The organism is Treponema bryantii (assembly GCF_036492245.1).
Taxonomy (GTDB): Bacteria; Spirochaetota; Spirochaetia; order Treponematales; family Treponemataceae; genus Treponema_D; species Treponema_D bryantii_C.
The window spans coordinates 2841311-2859265 of the sequence record NZ_AP025286.1 but is presented as its reverse complement, the minus strand read 5'-3'; the positions used below and the strand labels follow the sequence as shown (position 1 = coordinate 2859265).

General features: G+C 43.0%; 8 protein-coding genes, 1 tRNA gene and 3 rRNA genes. 8 read left to right on the top strand and 4 right to left on the bottom strand.

Features of this window, described 5'->3' with window-relative positions; all coding sequences use genetic code 11:
• Nucleotides 1-85: 85 nt before the first annotated feature.
• Together leuA and AABJ44_RS12615 are read left to right on the top strand one after the other, a co-directional pair.
• Entirely contained in the window at nucleotides 86-1789 is a 1704-nt protein-coding gene (gene leuA, locus AABJ44_RS12620; protein WP_338369410.1) for a 2-isopropylmalate synthase, read from the top strand.
• Nucleotides 1790-1895: 106 nt separating this feature from the next.
• On the top strand, nucleotides 1896-3998 hold the full coding sequence (locus tag AABJ44_RS12615) for a methyl-accepting chemotaxis protein (protein ID WP_338369408.1): 2103 nt from the start codon (nucleotides 1896-1898) through the stop codon (nucleotides 3996-3998).
• On the opposite strand, the gene murD is transcribed toward AABJ44_RS12615, so the two are convergent.
• The gene (gene murD, locus AABJ44_RS12610; RefSeq protein WP_338369407.1) at nucleotides 3995-5398 is read right to left on the bottom strand and encodes a UDP-N-acetylmuramoyl-L-alanine--D-glutamate ligase; all 1404 of its coding nucleotides are present in this window, start codon (nucleotides 5396-5398) and stop codon (nucleotides 3995-3997) included. The two genes, AABJ44_RS12615 and murD, sit on opposite strands and share 4 nt — an antisense overlap.
• A gap of 34 nt (nucleotides 5399-5432) precedes the next feature.
• A tRNA-Leu gene (locus AABJ44_RS12605) sits at nucleotides 5433-5518 on the bottom strand.
• Nucleotides 5519-5586: 68 nt separating this feature from the next.
• Here AABJ44_RS12605 and AABJ44_RS12600 point away from each other — a divergent pair.
• From AABJ44_RS12600 to AABJ44_RS12590, 3 genes are read left to right on the top strand one after another with little or no spacing between them, the layout of a single operon-like run.
• Complete coding sequence (locus AABJ44_RS12600; protein WP_338369405.1) at nucleotides 5587-6069, top strand: COG2426 family protein; 483 nt, start codon at nucleotides 5587-5589, stop codon at nucleotides 6067-6069.
• Between the two features lie 16 nt (nucleotides 6070-6085).
• On the top strand, nucleotides 6086-6988 hold the full coding sequence (locus AABJ44_RS12595) for an AEC family transporter (RefSeq protein ID WP_338369404.1): 903 nt from the start codon (nucleotides 6086-6088) through the stop codon (nucleotides 6986-6988).
• Between the two features lie 22 nt (nucleotides 6989-7010).
• On the top strand, nucleotides 7011-9293 hold the full coding sequence (locus AABJ44_RS12590) for a radical SAM protein (RefSeq protein ID WP_338369402.1): 2283 nt from the start codon (nucleotides 7011-7013) through the stop codon (nucleotides 9291-9293).
• A gap of 16 nt (nucleotides 9294-9309) precedes the next feature.
• Here the strand turns inward: AABJ44_RS12590 and murA are convergent, their stop codons facing one another.
• Together murA and pepT are read right to left on the bottom strand one after the other, a co-directional pair.
• Complete coding sequence (gene murA / locus AABJ44_RS12585; RefSeq protein ID WP_338369401.1) at nucleotides 9310-10593, bottom strand: UDP-N-acetylglucosamine 1-carboxyvinyltransferase; 1284 nt, start codon at nucleotides 10591-10593, stop codon at nucleotides 9310-9312.
• Complete coding sequence (pepT, locus tag AABJ44_RS12580; protein ID WP_338369399.1) at nucleotides 10593-11822, bottom strand: peptidase T; 1230 nt, start codon at nucleotides 11820-11822, stop codon at nucleotides 10593-10595. Before pepT ends, murA begins: the two co-directional genes overlap by 1 nt.
• A 628-nt stretch (nucleotides 11823-12450) precedes the next feature.
• Here pepT and AABJ44_RS12575 point away from each other — a divergent pair.
• The 3 genes from AABJ44_RS12575 to rrf all read left to right on the top strand — a co-directional run bounded on the left by AABJ44_RS12575 (nucleotide 12451) and on the right by rrf (nucleotide 17413).
• A 16S ribosomal RNA gene (locus AABJ44_RS12575) occupies nucleotides 12451-13996 on the top strand.
• A 282-nt stretch (nucleotides 13997-14278) separates the two neighbouring features.
• A 23S ribosomal RNA gene (locus AABJ44_RS12570) occupies nucleotides 14279-17204 on the top strand.
• Between the two features lie 97 nt (nucleotides 17205-17301).
• Nucleotides 17302-17413: ribosomal RNA gene (gene rrf / locus AABJ44_RS12565) — 5S ribosomal RNA — on the top strand.
• The 16S, 23S and 5S rRNA genes sit together here, the layout of an rRNA operon.
• The last annotated feature ends 542 nt before the right edge of the window (nucleotides 17414-17955 follow it).

Below are 17955 nucleotides of genomic sequence, written 5' to 3'. Positions count from 1 at the left end.
TTTACTATATATAAGCATCGGTTTCAATGAGACTAGTGTTGCGTGGAAATGTTTTTTTTTGTAAATTATGAATGGAGTTGCGGATATGAATCCAGGTGGAAAATATAAGCCCTTTATTTCTGTCCCATTAAAAGACAGAAAATGGCCTTCAAACACAATTACTAAAGCCCCTGTCTGGTGCTCAGTAGATTTACGCGATGGAAATCAGGCTCTTATAAATCCAATGGGAATTGAGCAGAAAATCGAATTTTTTAATCTGCTTGTTAAGATTGGTTTTAAGGAGATTGAAGTTGGTTTCCCTTCTGCGTCTGATACTGAGTTTGAATTTGTCCGCCGTCTTATTGAAAAGAAACTTATTCCGGATGATGTCTGCATTCAGGTTTTGTGTCAGGCTCGTGAACATCTGATTGCGCGAACCTTTGAAGCTATTGATGGTGCTAAAAATGTAATCTTCCATATCTATAATGCAACTTCTCCTTCTCAGCGAAAATACAATTTTGGAAAATCAAAAGAAGAACTTATTGATTTAGCTGTAAGCGGTGTAAAGTGTGTAAAAAAATACATATCTGCTGTTACAAAAGAAGCTGAAGCCGAAGGCCGTACACCAACAAACTTCCGTTTTGAATATTCTCCGGAAAACTTTACTCAGACAGAAACTGATTTTGCAATGGAAATCTGTGGCGCTGTTTTAAAAGCCTGGGGTGCTACACCGGATAATAAGATGATTTTGAATCTTCCTGCTACTGTTGAATGTAATCTTCCAAATCAGTTTGCAGATCAGATTGAATATTTCTGCCGGAATTTCCCTGGTCGTGAAAACTGTATAATTTCCCTTCATAATCATAATGATCGCGGCGAGGGAATTGCTCAGTGTGAGCTTGGACTTCTCGCCGGAGCAGAGCGCGTTGAGGGCTGTCTTTTTGGAAACGGCGAGCGCACCGGAAATCTGGATATAGTAACCGTTGCACTTAATATGTATACCCAGGGCGTAGATCCTGAACTTGATTTTTCTGATCTCGATTTTATTTCTTCCGAGTTCACAAGATTAACAGGAATGACAATGCATCCGCGTTCTCCTTATGCTGGCGAACTTGTATTTACTGCATTCAGCGGTTCTCATCAGGATGCAATCAGAAAGGCAATCAATGCACGCATGGAAGGAACTTCAAGCCTGTTATGGGATGTTCCTTATCTTTCCATTGACCCTCATGATATTGGTCGTGAATACAATGGCATTATCCGCATCAACAGTCAGAGTGGAAAGGGTGGTGCAGCATATATTCTCGAAACTATGTTTGGTATTGCAGCACCAAAAGCAATGCATCCGGTTATTGGTTCGGTTATCAAAGCTCGTGCAGACGAACTTCAGCGCGAACTTAGTCCGGACGAGGTTTATGATATTTTTGCTGAAGCCTGGCTTTATACAAAATCTCCTCTTAACGTTCTCGAAATTACAGAGCGCCATATAGAAGGTGAAAGAGGTTCAGATCTTCCTGAGCAGGTTGCCGGTATGGCTACTGTTGAATGGGAAGGAACACGCTATGCAATTGCTGCAAATGGAAACGGACCTCTTGATGCCTTTGTAAGTGCCATGAAGCAGACTCCGGCTCCAGCTTTTAATATCACAAGCTTCCACGAGCACTCTATTGGTCTTGGTTCAGATACCCAGGCTATGGCTTATGTTCAGATTACAAAGGATAACGGCGAACAGGTATGGGGTGTCGGAAAGAGTTCCAACGTTGGTCGTGCCGGTATTGCTGCAGTAGTCTCAGCCCTGAACTTCAAATAAAATTTGCATTTTTCTCAAACCTAATAGATAATTTAATAATATAGTAGCTTATAGAATTATTATCTAAAAATTGTTTTTTGCTGATTTGACTTATAGGAGAGCATATATGGCAAAAGAGTTAGATAGGTTTGACCCAAATCCGAAGAAGAATATTTCATTAAAATTTAAACTTATTGCAATGATTGTCGGTGCAAGTATCATTGGTGTATTTGTTTCTGGAGCAGTTTCTCTGGCTACTTTTGACCGTGGTCTTATGTCAAAGACAGTTGAAGAACTTGAAGATACAACTGGTGGTGTGCAGTGGATTCTTGATGACTGGCTTGATACTCTCAGTTGTTATGCCGATATGCTTGCTTCGACAGACCATATTAAAGGTTATCTTGATGGTTCATATACAGATGATGCAAATGCTTATCTAAAAGAAAAAGGTGAAATTTGTAATGTCGATCTTCTGGCAATAACTGATACAAATGGAAAAATTACTGCGGGCTGGGAGATTACTGCGGGACAAACTCTTGATCTTCCTATAGTGGCAACAGCAATAAGGGGAAGAAAGACTTATTGTTATACTCAGCTTGGAACATTGAAATTTGGAATTGTAGTTGCAACGCCGGTTATAAAAAATGGAGTTACTCTGGGTAGTCTGCTGATTGCTTATGATATAGCAACAATGGGAACTGATGGTTATGTAAGTATTGTACATGATTTTCATACAGTTGAGTGTTCAATATTTTATGGTAAAAAATATATGGCAACTACACTTGGTTTTCATCTGATTGATCTTGATTTGGATAATGAGGAAATTGTGCAGCAGGTTCTTTATAATGGTGAAAAATATGTAGGAAAAAATATAATTGCTCACACAGAATATTATACAGTTTACGCTCCATTATATAATGACGATGAAACAATTGCCGGTATGGTCTTTGTTGCAAAGTCAATGAAGGTTATTGATTCTGTAAGAAACAGTACACTTTCTATGGTAATTCCTGTTGCAATACTTTTGTTCCTTGTTCTTGCGACAATCGGTTACTTCTTTGTTCGCTGGATTATGAAGCGAATTAAAAACGTAACTGTATTCCTTGAAGGACTTAAGACTGGTGATGCAGATTTGACAAAACGCTGTTCTCTTTATGTCCGTGATGAAATTGGAGCAATGATTATCAATTTTGATGAGTTCCTGGATAAACTTCAGGATATTGTAAAAAATCTTAAGGAATCAAAAGCAGATTTGGGAACCAGTGGTGAAAATCTTGATGCCGGTACAGAAGATACAGCAAGTTCAATTACAGAAATTATTGCAAATATAGACAGTATTCATACTCAGATTGTAAATCAGGATAAGAGTGTTCGTGAAACAAGCGATTCTGTTCAGCATATTTCAAATGCTATTATTGATCTTGATGCACTTATTGAAGATCAGTCTTCCAGTGTAACTCAGGCTTCTGCTGCAGTAGAAGAGATGATAGGAAATATCAATTCTGTAAACAAGTCTGTTGAAAAGATGTCATCTTCATTTAAGTCTCTTGAAGACAATGCTGAAATCGGATTCTCTAAACAGGAAGATGTAAACGAGCGTATCCGCCAGATTGAAGGTCAGTCAGAAATGCTTCAGGAAGCAAATACTGCTATTTCTGATATTGCAGAACAGACAAACCTTCTTGCTATGAATGCGGCGATTGAGGCGGCTCATGCTGGTGAAGCAGGTAAGGGCTTTGCTGTCGTTGCAGATGAAATCCGTAAACTTTCAGAAACCTCTTCTGAACAGTCAAAGAAGATTGGTGAACAGCTTAATAAGATTATGAATTCTATTATTGAAGTTGTAGGCTCTTCAAATGAAGCAAGTACAGCCCTTACTGAAGTATCAAACCGCATTAAGGAAACAGATGAACTTGTCATTCAGATTCAGGCTGCAATGGAAGAACAGAATGAAGGTTCTAAGCAGATTCTTGATGCTCTTCGTCATTTGAATTCTTCAACAAGTGAAGTTCGTAATTCTTCGCAGGAAATGTCTGGAAGAAACGAACAGATTGTAAAGGATATGACTATTCTTAAGGAATCTACAGATTTGATGAACACCAGTATGGATGAGATGGCTGTGGGGGCCCGAAAGATTAATGAAACCGGAACGACCCTCAGTGAGATTTCTATTCAGGTTAAGAACTCAATTCAGCAGATTGGTGAACAGGTAGATCTGTTTAAGGTTTAAAAGATTTCTTTGACTGCGGCCATATATTTGTTGCCGCGGTCAAATTCGTTGCTGAACATTCCGAATGATGTAGCGCCAGGGGAGAAGACAAATACATCTTCCCCGGCGTTTTCTTTATATTCTTTCAGCAGCGGTTCCAGTCCGTTATACGGTCCGTGATATTTTATTCCTGCCTTATCCAGTTCCGGAACAAGCTTATCAGTTGCAGTTCCTGCAAGAAGATAAATATCTTTTACCTTAATTGTATCTGCGTCAGGCGCGGTAAGAGTTTTGATTAGCGGAGTAAGTTCGAGTCCTTTTTCTGTACCACCAGTCATAAGAATTACAGGTTTTCCAAATGCCTGTGTTGCAGCAGCGGCTGCCTCAGGAACTGTTGCACAGGAATCATTGTAAAACTTTACAGTTGTGCCTGCATCATTTTTCCAGCTGTGGAAATACTGAAGGCGATGATCGATTCCTGGCCAGCGCTGTAAAATCTCTTTGATTCGTTCATCTGGAATTCCCATAAGGTGCATAACTGTTGCTGCATTCTGAGCGTTTGTTTTCATGTGAACACCAGGAACTAAAAGTTCTCCAAGCTCAATAGACCAGGTTGCTTTTGAACCATAGCGGAGAACAGTTGCCTTTGTTTCATTCGCAAAACGGTCTCCCCAGTCATCAGAATCAAAAATAGAATAATCACCCTTTGTCTGATCTGCATAAATAAGGCGCTTATCTGCAACATAAGATTCCATGTCGCCATACCAGTTCTGATGATCCGGAACAATCTTTGTGATGACTGCGATATGAGGACGGAGTACTCCACGACCGCGGAGGTCAGCGAGCTGCCAGCTTGAGAATTCTATAACTACTGGAGTGTCATTATTTACTTCATCAAAGAATGTGAGCGGACTAACTGTGATGTTACCGCCAAGGAAGGTTGTGTAGCCAGCCTGTGACAAACCATAATAAATTGCACTTACTGTAGAAGATTTACCTTTGCTTCCTGTAACGGCAATAATAGGGCAGTCTGTAAAACGAAGGAAAATACTGAGGTCTGTTTCAATTGCGCGTGCTGCTGCAAGATATTTATTGCCTTCGAATTTAACACCAGGATTTTTAATAACACAGTCTGCATTTTCAAAGTCTTCTATTTTGTGTTCACCGAGACGGTAGGTAAGGCGGCTGAGATCAAGGCTTTCATCGGAGCTCAGTTTATCAATTGTAGCCTTGAGCTGCTTTTCGGTTTTCATGTCAGTAACAGTTACATAGGCACCTTTTTTCAAGAAGAAACGCACCGCAGCTTCGCCGCCGCCGTTGAGACCAAGGCCCATAATGGTAACCTTTTTTCCTTTAATGTCTTCAACTGATTTGAATGCGCACTGGCGCGGATAAACGTGTGGTGTCATTTTTTTCTCCATAAAAAAAGCCTCCCTGTTTCCAAGGAGGCCTTCCTGCCGGGAACCGGGGTCGAACCGGCACGCTGATTGCTCAGCACAGGATTTTAAGTCCTGGGCGTCTACCAGTTCCGCCATCCCGGCAAGTGAATATCATCATATATTAAAAGCAGGATATTTTCAAGACGGTTAGATTTTATTATAATCTGCGTATGTTTAAGAATTATATCTGGATTTTTTTGATTTCTATGGTGCCGTTAATTGAGTTGCGTGGTGCCATTCCGGTTTCGCAGGCAATGCAGCTTCCTATTATTCCTTCTTATATAGTTTGTATCGTTGGAAATATGATTCCTGTTCCAATTATCTATCTTTTTGCACGTAAATTTCTGGAATGGGGACAGAATAAAAAAATTATCGGTGGAATATGTCGTTTCTTCCTTGTAAAAGGTACAGCCGCTGGTGAAAAAATGCAGGCAAAAGCAGGCCGGGGAATCTTTATTGCTCTTCTTCTTTTTGTAGGCATTCCTCTGCCGGGAACAGGAGCCTGGACGGGAACTCTTGCAGCAAGTCTTTTAGATATGCGCTTCCGTGATACAGTAATTGCAGTAACTCTTGGAGTATTGCTTGCCGGTCTTATCATGATGGCAGGAAGTTTGGGGTTATTTACAGCAATTTTTGCAGCGCTGGGAAAATAATATGTATTTATTAGTAATGAAACAATTGATCACTATGGCATTGATTGCTCTTAGTGGATTTATTTTTGCAAAGATTTTTAAGGTTGAAGAATTGCAGCAGAAGTTTTTGAGTAAGCTTCTTTTGTATTTTATCAATCCTTTTATGGTTGTAAAATCTTTCAACCTTGAGTTTGATGCAGATAAACTTGCTCAGCTTGGTTTTGTTTTTGTAATTGCCCTGATTCTTCATGGGGTTATGATTCTGCTCGGTTATTTTTCAAGTAAAGAACAGGTAGACCGTCTTTCTGTTTGTTTTACAAATTGCGGCTTCATCGGAATTCCTTTGATTCGCGGTGTTTTTGGAGATATCGGTGTTTTCTATCTGATGGGTTATCTTGTAGTTTTCAATATTTTGATCTGGACCTACGGCTACTATATTATGAGCGGTTCAATCAATCTGAAAAAAATCATTACAAATCCAAATATAATTGCTGTTATTCTTGGTGTTGCAATTTTCTGCAGTCCATGGACTCTGCCGGAATTTATTGCCCGTCCTGTTACAATGATTGGCGATTTGAATACTGCTGTAAGTATGATTCTGATAGGTATTCTTCTTGCAAACTTTAAGCCAGCAGACGGCAAAAAATACGCACTCAAAATTGTGAAGGTAAGTCTCTTGCGTCACGTTGCCTGTGCTGTTTTGAACATTTGCATTCTTTTCATTGTATGGAAGCTCTTTCCGAATGTTCCGGACTGCCGTATTCTGCTTTTCGTTGCTTTAATCTGTTCAATGTGTCCTGCGGCAACAACCATTCCAGGTTTTGCAGTAATCTTTAATCGTGACGAAACTTATGCAAGTTTAATCATTTCGTTTACAAGTATTCTGTGCATTTTCTTTTTACCAAGCTTTGTAGCTCTTGCAGAACTTATAATAAAATAAGTTTTGATGTTATAATGAAGATATGAATGTTATCACCATTATTCCACCTCTTGTACAGCTGAATGCACCGTATCCTTCTGGGGCTTATCTTACTTCATTTTTTAAGAAAGAAGGACAAGATGCACAGTGGGCTGATTTAAGCATAGAGCTGTTTTATGAGATTTTCAGTCGAAGTGGTCTGGAAAAGCTTTTTTCTCTTTCTGAAAAAACTGCACTTTCAATGGCAGATAAAGCAGAAAAAAATGGTGATGATAACACTGCTTTTAATATACGCCGTTATATAAGCCAGAAAGAAAACTGGATTGAATGGATTGATTTTATAACTGCAGTTCTCAGCGGTGGCGGTGCGCGCGAGAAAGAACATCAGTTTTTGTATTCTCCATTTGCTCCCCGTGGTCAGCGAATGGAAAACTTCCTTGAACAACTTGCACAGGACGGCCGCGAACCTTCTGTAGATGATGTCCGCTTTTTGTGTTCCTATGCACTTGCAGATTTAGCAGATTATATAACCGCAGTTTTTGATAAAGAGTTTTCACTTATCAGATATGCAGAAGCCCTGACAGTTGATGAACGAACTTTTGCTGAAGTAGAGAAGGGGCTTGATTCTCCGATACTGGAACACTTTTACAAACCCGTGTTGGAAAGATGGGGTACCACTGTCATTGCCGGACTTGACCCGGCAATCTTTTCAAAAACGCTCATCTGTATCTCTATTCCTTTTGCCGGAACTTTTATTCCTGCTTTGTATACAGCCCGCTTTCTGAAATCGCAATATGGGCAGAAGGTTTTTATCTGCATCGGCGGCGGCTTTGTAAATACAGAACTCCGTGAACTACGCGATGCCTCTCTCGGAAAATACATCGACGCAATTTCCTATGACAGAGGTTATGGCTCTTACAAAGCTTTATTTGATAATACGGTGGTTGAGTCTGTTGAAACTGCCGCAGAGTCGATGATTGCTAATCCTCTCTACAAACTCCGTCTTTTCCAAAACGGCAAAGTTATTGAACCTGTCTGGCAGGATGAAAAACTTGAAAAATATGAAACAGAAATCACTGCACAGATTATTCCAGATTATTCAGATATAGATTTTTCACGATACCTTCGCATGTGTGATGATAAAAATGCAATGCATAGAATCTGGACAGACGGTTCGTGGATAAAAGCTTATCTTGCACATGGCTGTTACTGGCACCGCTGTGCTTTCTGTGATACTCAGCTTGATTATGTTTGTGCATATCGCCCGGTAGAAGTTCGAAATCTTTATGAAGGACTTTTAAAAACTGCCCGCGAAAAAAATGTTTATGGCATTCATTTTGTTGATGAAGCCATGCCTCCTGTTGCTCTGAAAAAGTTCGCTCTGGAAAATGCAAGACACGGAAATCCTCTTTACTTCTGGGGCAATATCCGTTTTGAAAAAACATTTACAAAAGATCTTGCTGCGTTCTTAAGTTACTGTGGCCTTGGTGGTGTTTCTGCAGGGCTTGAAGTAGCAGCTGAAAGTGGACTTGAAAATATCAATAAAGGAACTGATATTTCTTCAATCGTTAGTGCGTGTGCGGCTCTTAAAGAAGCGGGTGTACTTGTTCATGCGTATATGATTTTTGGTTTCTGGTATGATACAGCTCAGACAATCATTGATTCCATGGAAACTCTCCGCCAGTTTTACAGTGCAGGCTTGCTGGACAGCTGCTTCTGGCATAAGTTTGTACTTACAAAAAATTCTACAGTTTATACAGAATGGAAAGAAGGCAAGCAGAAAAAACTGCAGCCTGTAGAGCCAAAATCAGATAAAAAGGGCGGGCTCTTTGCAGGAAACAATATTCACTTTAAGGATGAAAATCAATATGACAAATTTCAACTTCCTTTGGAAAACTCCCTCAACTGCTGGATGCATGGCGATGGATTAGAAAAGAAAGTTCAGAAATGGTTTGATTTTCCTGTTCCACCGCCAACCGTTGGAAGAGACTTCATTGAAAAGAAAATTGAAGAATATGAAGAAAAGAACCGTAAGAGGGGGGCTGGCCTTAATGAGAAAACAGCGCAGAACCTCTGGTGGCTTGGAGGCACACCAGTGCTTTGCGGATTATCAAATTCATCTGCTTCAGAATATCGCTGGCTTTATCTTATGGAAGAACAGACTGCTCCATCAAAGTTTATAGATGTTGATATTCTTCTTGCATTACGTCCGGAAGTGACTGAAGATGTACGTGTGGCTGCGTTAAATAAAATAACCGCGTCTCCTTCTGTTATTTCAAATCTGAAAAAACTTCTGGGCCGCGGTCTTGTTTTGTTAGATTTTTAGAGAGCCGGTAAGCGATTTATTCAATCTCAACAGTTTCTATATGAGCGCCCAGTTTTTTCAACTGACCAACTAAATCCTCATAGCCTCTTTCAATCTGATAAACATTACTGATCCGGCTTGTTCCGTGTGCACACATTGCTGCAATTACCATTGCCATACCGGCACGAATATCAGGAGATACAAGATGGTCACCATGCAACATACTAGGTCCGCAGACAACAGCGCGGTGCGGATCACACAAAGTAATTTTGGCGCCCATCGAAATCAGCTTATCAACAAAGAACATTCGGCTTTCGAACATCTTTTCAAAAATCAAAACTGTACCATCAACCTGAGTTGCAGTTACAGTCATAATTGATGTAAGGTCAGCAGGGAATCCAGGCCAAGGCATATCATCAATTTTTGGAATTGCATTTCCAAGGTCGTCGTTTACCTTAAGATTCTGAGTGTTTGGAACTGTAAGTTCGTCGCCATCAATACTCCAGGTAATTCCAAGTTTTGCAAAACTGTATTTGAGCGGACGCATTTCTTCTGCGCGTACACCCTTAATTGTGATTTTTCCTTTTGTAGCGGCTGCCATACCGATGTATGAACCAATTTCAATATAATCAGGTCCGATTGTAAATTCACAGCCGTGAAGCTTTTTAACACCAGTGATGCGGAGAATGTTACTACCAATGCCTGTGATTTTAGCACCCATAGCAACGAGCATCTTACAGATGTCCTGAACATGAGGTTCGCTCGCACAGTTCTGAAGAATTGTTTCACCTTCAGAAAGGGCAGCAGCCATAACGGCGTTTTCTGTTGCAGTAACTGATGCTTCATCAAGGAAGATGTCTGCACCAACAAGTTTTGTTGCAGAAAATTCAAAGCGTCCGTTTACATGGATGTTTGCACCAAGTGCTTTAAGGGCCAGAAAGTGAGTGTCTACACGGCGGCGACCGATTACATCACCACCAGGAGGTGTCATTTCACATTTTCCTTTGCTTGCAAGAAGAGGTCCTGCAAATACAATTGAACCGCGAACCTTTTTTGTAAGGTCACTAGGAAGTTCAGTTGTATTTATTTTATCACACTGGACTTTCCAGTTGTGTTTACTTAACTTTTCTACTTTTGCACCAAGAGATTTAAGAATTTCAAACATAACGTTTGTGTCCTGAATCTCCGGGATATTGTGAAGGATAACCGGCTCATCTGTCATAAGAGTTGCCGCAATACAAGGCAAGGCTGCATTTTTGTTGCCGCTTGCTGTAACTGTTCCCTGAATAGGATATCCACCCTCAATTACATATTCGTGCATTATTTCACCTTTTGTGTTAATAAGTTAATTAATACATCGGCAGCTTTTGCACACTGGTTTAGAGAAAGCCATTCATTTCTTGAATGAAATTCATGAGCTCCTGTAAAGATATTTGGAGTTGGAATTCCAAGTTCAGTAAGGCGAGAACCGTCAGTTCCACCACGAATTGGTTGTTTGATTGGTTTTACACCGGCATCAGCGAAGGCTTTTTCCAGACGTTCCATAATTTCCGGGCGTTCATCGAGTTTTGCCTTCATATTCAGATATTGCTGTTTGAATTCAACTTCATAACTACCGCCGAATTTTGAAATAACCTTTTCTGCAGCAGTCTTGATGATTTCTTTTTCTTTTTCAATTTCATCTGTATAAAATGAACGGAGAAGCATTTCTACACTTGAGCTCTCAATAGTTCCGTTGATCTCCATTGGAGCAATAAAACCTTCAAAGCCTTCTGTTGTTTCTGGTGCCATATCATGAGGAAGATTAGCTGCAAATTCTCCGGCAAGTGTTACGGCGTTAATCATGCCATCTGCCTTTCCGTTTCCTGTATGGCAGGTTTTTCCCGTAAAGCGTACGGTAGCGCTCCAGGCATTAAAACATTCTGACTCGAGCTCGCCTTCATCTCCTGCATCAACAGTCACTGCATAATCTGCCTTAAGGATATTGAGCGGAACCTTATCCATTCCGTGTCCTGTTTCTTCATCTGGAGAGAACATTACTTCAATCGGTCCATGCTGAAGACCTTCATCTTCATAATGATTCATTAGATATTCAACAGCAGCCATAATGGCAGAAATTCCGGCCTTGTCATCAGCTCCAAGAAGTGTAGTTCCATCTGATTTTACGATTGTATCATCCTGACCTGTTGGAGATTCTGAGGCCGAGAGCATAGAGATTACAGGTTTTACATTTTCGCCGGAAACATCATCTACAGTATCCATGTGTGCCATCAAAAGGATGGTAGGATATTTTTTGCGCTCTTCTGGTTCTACGATATTTGAATCAATTTTTGCAACTACATAGCAGTTGTCAGTAAGGTAAACATTTCGTGTCCCGAGATTTCGGAGTTCTTTTACAAGAACTTTTGCGATGTCCCATTGACGTTCTGTTGATGGGAACACTCCGGCATCTGCAGCTTTGCCGTCGCTTTCAGACCAGATTTTTACATATCTGCAGAAACGGTCCAATAATTTATTTTCTTCTTCTTTATTATTGTAAATATAATTCATAGCGTCCGCCATTATATCGATTTTCCGCTGGGGATTCTAGATTTATATAATCTATTGAGATCTCCACCTACACGTTAATATTTGTGTTTTCTTTCACATACAGAAATCTCTTCCAGAACTCCGTGCATGCGCCAGAAAATGAGCGGAGCGGAAAAAGGGCAGAGACTGCATTGAGCCGATACTGAGGCCGCCGGTTCGGCAGAAGATACGAGCGGAGCGACGAGGCTCACCGCAGTCTCTGTACTTTTTCAGCGGGAGCTCATTTTGTGGTGATATGAGCCGGAAAACTGTGAGAATACTGCAGAAAAAAAGTTACAAAAAAATATAAAAAAAGTGAAAAAAACACAAAAAAAAACGGGATGAGCTATTGACAGTTTTCAGGGAAAGATATATATTCATTTTCACCGTCGCAACACTGAGTTGCGACACAGAACAAACAAAAAGTTCTTTGACAGATCAGGGAAGGAAATAACTGACTAAATAATTTTTTTATGTTTTTTATATCAACGAACAAAAACATACCCGCGAGTTTTAGTTCTTAAAACTCGATTGTAAATCAATTCAGCAAATAGATAAAAGCTGGTTTGAACTGTTTATGAAGATCATTAGCCTTCGGGCTATTGAAATAATCATGGAGAGTTTGATCCTGGCTCAGAACGAACGCTGGCGGCGCGTCTTAAGCATGCAAGTCGAGCGGTAAGATTGGTGCTTGCACTAATCCTAGAGCGGCGGACTGGTGAGTAACGCGTGGGTGACGTACCTTTGTGACGGGGACAGCTCCTAGAAATAGGAGATAATACCGGATACGCTGCATGTTGTCAGAGGACATGCAGGAAAGGATCTTTTGATTCGCACGAAGAGCGGCCCGCGTACTATTAGCTAGTTGGTGAGGTAACGGCCCACCAAGGCAACGATAGTTACCCGGCCTAAGAGGGTGATCGGGCACATTGGGACTGAGATACGGCCCAGACTCCTACGGGAGGCAGCAGCTAAGAATATTCCGCAATGGACGAAAGTCTGACGGAGCGACGCCGCGTGGATGATGAAGGCCGGAAGGTTGTAAAATCCTTTTATGACTGAGGAATAAGCAGAGTGAGAGAAACGCTTTGTGGTGACTGTAGGTCATGAATAAGCAACGGCTAATTACGTGCCAGCAGCCGCGGTAACACGTAAGTTGCGAGCGTTGTTCGGAATTATTGGGCGTAAAGGGCATGTAGGCGGTTCTGCAAGTCTGGTGTGAAATGCCGGGGCTCAACCCCGGAACTGCGTTGGAAACTGCAGAACTTGAGTCGCTGAGGGGCAGCCAGAATTCCAGGTGTAGGGGTGAAATCTGTAGATATCTGGAAGAATACCAATGGCGAAGGCAGGCTGCCAGCAGATGACTGACGCTGAGGTGCGAAGGTGCGGGGAGCAAACAGGATTAGATACCCTGGTAGTCCGCACAGTCAACTATGTACACTGGGTGTCCGTTCATGAGAATGGGTGCCGAAGCAAACGCGATAAGTGTACCGCCTGGGGAGTATGCCCGCAAGGGTGAAACTCAAAGGAATTGACGGGGGCCCGCACAAGCGGTGGAGCATGTGGTTTAATTCGATGGTACGCGAGGAACCTTACCTGGGTTTGACATACACAGGAATTATTTAGAGATAAGTAAGCGCAGCAATGCGCCTGTGAACAGGTGCTGCATGGCTGTCGTCAGCTCGTGCCGTGAGGTGTTGGGTTAAGTCCCGCAACGAGCGCAACCCCTACTGCCAGTTACTAGCAGGTAAAGCTGAGGACTCTGGCGGAACTGCCGGTGACAAACCGGAGGAAGGTGGGGATGACGTCAAGTCATCATGGCCCTTATGTCCAGGGCTACACACGTGCTACAATGGCAGGTACAGAGTGAAGCGAAGCAGTGATGTGGAGCAAAACGCAGAAAGCCTGCCTCAGTCCGGATAGGAGTCTGAAACCCGACTCCTTGAAGTTGGAATCGCTAGTAATCGCACATCAGCACGGTGCGGTGAATACGTTCCCGGGCCTTGTACACACCGCCCGTCACACCATCCGAGTGGGGGGTACCCGAAGTCGTGAGTCTAACCGCAAGGAGGACCATGCCGAAGGTACGTTCCGTGAGGGGGGTGAAGTCGTAACAAGGTAGTCGTACCGGAAGGTGCGGCTGGATCACCTCCTTTTAAGAAAAGGAATCAAAAGTGTTTGTGTACACACAAAACAATCGGTCAGTTATTTCTTTCTCTGGTATGTTAAAGAACATACAAAAGGTACTGAAGGATGTGAAAGTCTGGATGTACGAAGTTTTTTGAAATTACGAAGGAAGGACGGAAGTTAATGCGGGAATATCTTCAGACGCATTAACGAGAAGAAACGCTTGTAAGCGAGGGATTGTGTACTGCTTGGTTAGAAAATGTACACACACGAAAATCCCGGTTTAAGTTTAAGAGCGGAAAAGATGATATGGCCAAGCGAATACAGGTCTATGGCGGATGCCTGGGAGCTGTCAGGCGAAGAAGGACGTGATAAGCTGCGATAAGCCGGGGACAGGAGCACATATCCGTTTACCCCCGGATTTCCGAATGGAGTAATCCGGTATCAGCGATGATATCACCTGAATGTCTGAATATATAGGACACAGGAGCAATACTGAGTGAAGTGAACCATCTAAGTAACTCGGGAACAGAAATCAACAGAGATTCCCCAAGTAGCGGCGAGCGAACGGGGAGAAGCCCAAACCACTTAAGTGGGGTTGTAGGACCGCATACGAAGTTTAGAGAAAACTTTTTTATAGGAGAAGCTTCTGGGAAGGAGCGTCAGAGAGTGTGAAAGCCACGTATCCGAAATGAAAGAGTCTTCAGCGGTATCCTGAGTATGGCGGGGCACGTGAAACCCTGTCAGAATCCGGGTCGACCACGATCCAAGGCTAAATACTGAACAGCTACCGATAGCGGACAAGTACCGTGAGGGAAAGGCGAAAAGAACCCCGGTAAGGGGAGTGAAAGAGAACCTGAAACCATAGACTGACAAGATGTCACAGCCCGCAAGGGTAGTGGCGTGTCTTTTGTAGAATAAACCTGCGAGTTGCGTTATGCAGCGAGGCTAAAGAATAGAAGTTCTGGAGCCGGAGCGAAAGCGAGTGTGAACAGCGCGAAAAGTTGCATGACGCAGACCCGAAGCCAAGGTGATCTTGTCATGGGCAGGCTGAAGGCAGGGTGAAACCTGTTGGAGGGCCGAACAGTAATCTGTTAAAAAAGGTAGTGATGACCTGTGACACGGAGTGAAAGGCTAAACAAACCTGGAGATAGCTGGCTCTCCCCGAAATGCCTTTAGGGACAGCCTCATACAAAAATGCCGGAGGTAGAGCACTGGATGGAAAAGGGGGAGTCAAATCCTACCGATTTCAATCAAACTGCGAATGCCGGTATTCAGCGTATGGGAGTGAGACTGCGTGCGCCAAGGTTCGTAGTCGAGAGGGAAACAGCCCGGACCGGCAATTAAGGTCCCAAATTCATGCTGAGTGTGAAATGAAGTGCGGATGCACAGACAGCCAGGAGGTTGGCTTAGAAGCAGCCATTCCTTAAAAGAGTGCGTAACAGCTCACTGGTCGAGCATCCGTGCGCAGACAATGTAACGGGGCTAAGCATGAAACCGAAATTCCGGAATCATTACATAGGTAATGATTGGTAGGGGAGCATTGAATTAACTGATGAAGGAATACCTGTGAGGGGTTCTGGAGGAGATTCAAGAGAGAATGCAGGCATAAGTAACGAAAAAGCGGGTGCGATCCCCGCTCGCCGAAAACCTAAGGTTTCCAGGGTAAAGGCAATCTGCCCTGGGTAAGTCGGCCCCTAAGGCGAGGACGAAAGTCGTAGTCGATGGGAAATTGGTTTATAATCCAATACTTAATTAGTTTTTATGGAATGACGCATGAGGTGAAATCCGGCCGGGCGACGGTTGTCCCGGTCAAAGCGACGAGTTGCTGAGGAGCTGGTTAAAAGAAGCTCTGAGATGAGTCGTTACAGCGAGGAAGCAGAAAGTGCAACTGAAGCGGACGTAATCAAGGTGCCGGGAAATAATTCCTAAGTGTGGCTAATTAAACCGTACCGGAAACCGACACAGGTAGGAAGGATGAGTAATCTAAGGCGCACGAGCGAACTCGCGTTAAGGAACTCGGCAAAATGCGCACGTAACTTCGGAAGAAGTGTGGCTCACGTTAGAAATGATAGTGAGCGGCAGAAAGCAGGCCCAGGCGACTGTTTATCAAAAACACAGCCATCTGCGAACCAGCAATGGGACGTATAGGTGGTGACACCTGCCCGGTGCAGGAAGGTTAAGAGGAGATGTCAAGAGCAATCTGACGCATTGAATCGAAGCCCCTGTAAACGGCGGCCGTAACTATAACGGTCCTAAGGTAGCGAAATTCCTTGTCGGGTAAGTTCCGACCCGCACGAATGGTGTAACGATTCTGGGCACTGTCTCAACGCGAGACTCGGTGAAATTTATATTCCGGTAAAGAAGCCGGATACCCATAATTAGACGGAAAGACCCCGTGAACCTTCACCGTAACTTAATATTGGGATCCTGTTTATCATGTGTAGGATAGCTGGGAGACTGTGAGGCGTGGCCGTCAGGTTGCGCGGAGTCAATGGTGAAATACCAGCCTTGATGAACAGGATTTCTAACCTTATCCTTGAAGCAGGATTGGGGACAATGTTAGGCAGGCGGTTTGACTGGGGCGGTCGCCTCCCAAAGAGTAACGGAGGTGCGCGAAGGTCTCCTCACTCCGGTTGGAAATCGGAGCACGAGTGTAAAGGCACAAGGAGGCTTGACTGCGAGAGTGACAATTCGAGCAGGTACGAAAGTAGGTCTTAGTGATCTGATGGTGCTGAGTGGAAAGGCCATCACTTAACGGACAAAAGGTACTCCGGGGATAACAGGCTGATTTTCCCCAAGAGTTCACATCGACGGGAAAGTTTGGCACCTCGATGTCGGCTCATCACATCCTGGGGCTGGAGCAGGTCCCAAGGGTTTGGCTGTTCGCCAATTAAAGTGGTACGTGAGCTGGGTTCAGAACGTCGCGAGACAGTTCGGTCCCTATCTGTTATGGGCGATGGAAGTTTGAGAGGAGCTGCTTTTAGTACGAGAGGACCGAAGTGGACGAACCTCTGGTTTACCAGTTATCCTGCCAAGGGTAAGTGCTGGGTATCTAAGTCCGGAAGGGATAACCGCTGAAAGCATCTAAGCGGGAAGCCCACCTCAAGATTAGACTTCCCTGGAACTTTAAGTTCCCTGAAGACTCCTGGGAGACTACCAGGTTGATAGGATGCAGGTGTAAGCGTCGTGAGGCGTTCAGCCGAGCATTACTAATAAGTCGTGAGACTTGGCCATATCATCGTTTCCGTTCAAAACGAACACTTCTAAATAATCCGTCCTGTGTGCACGAGAAATCGTCCAACACTCTTCGTAACTTTGTATTGTTAATAATGCCGGTGGCCATAGTGGAGAGGTAATACCCGTTCCCATTCCGAACACGGAAGTCAAGCTCTCTTACGTCGATGATACTGGATTCGTTCCGGGAAAGTAGATAGCTGCCGGCTTTTTTTTGTCTAAAATCTTTTAAGAAATCCTTACATTAATTAATCCTCGGAAGATCTTTCCCGGAACGAACGAACTCGGGAAGTTTTATATCATGATGTAAAGTTTTGAGAGTTCAGAAAATAAATGGGCTTGTTTGAGAGCAAAGCTCTCAAACAAGGTAAGGTCGGTGAAACCGACCGACATAGTAGACCGTAAATCTGAGAGCCGTTAAAAACGACGCTCCGGTGGAGCGTTGTTTAGGCTCATCCGATAGTCCGGACAGGAAAGCTATGCTTTCCAAGCCGCCGGCTTTTTTATTTTAAAAATTCTTAAAATAATACGATGGTTGAGTGCTCGCGAAGCGAGTGTATCGAAACCATTGGGCTGAGATCTCATAACTGAGGTTTCAATATGGCTTTGCCTACTCAACCACCAAAGAAAAAAGTACAAAATCATAAAAAATCTTGCTAATTAAACGTTTAATATTTACTTAAAAAACAAATTAAACTTGCTTTAAAAACAATTAATGATACACTTAAAATAACTTAAAACATTAAAAGTT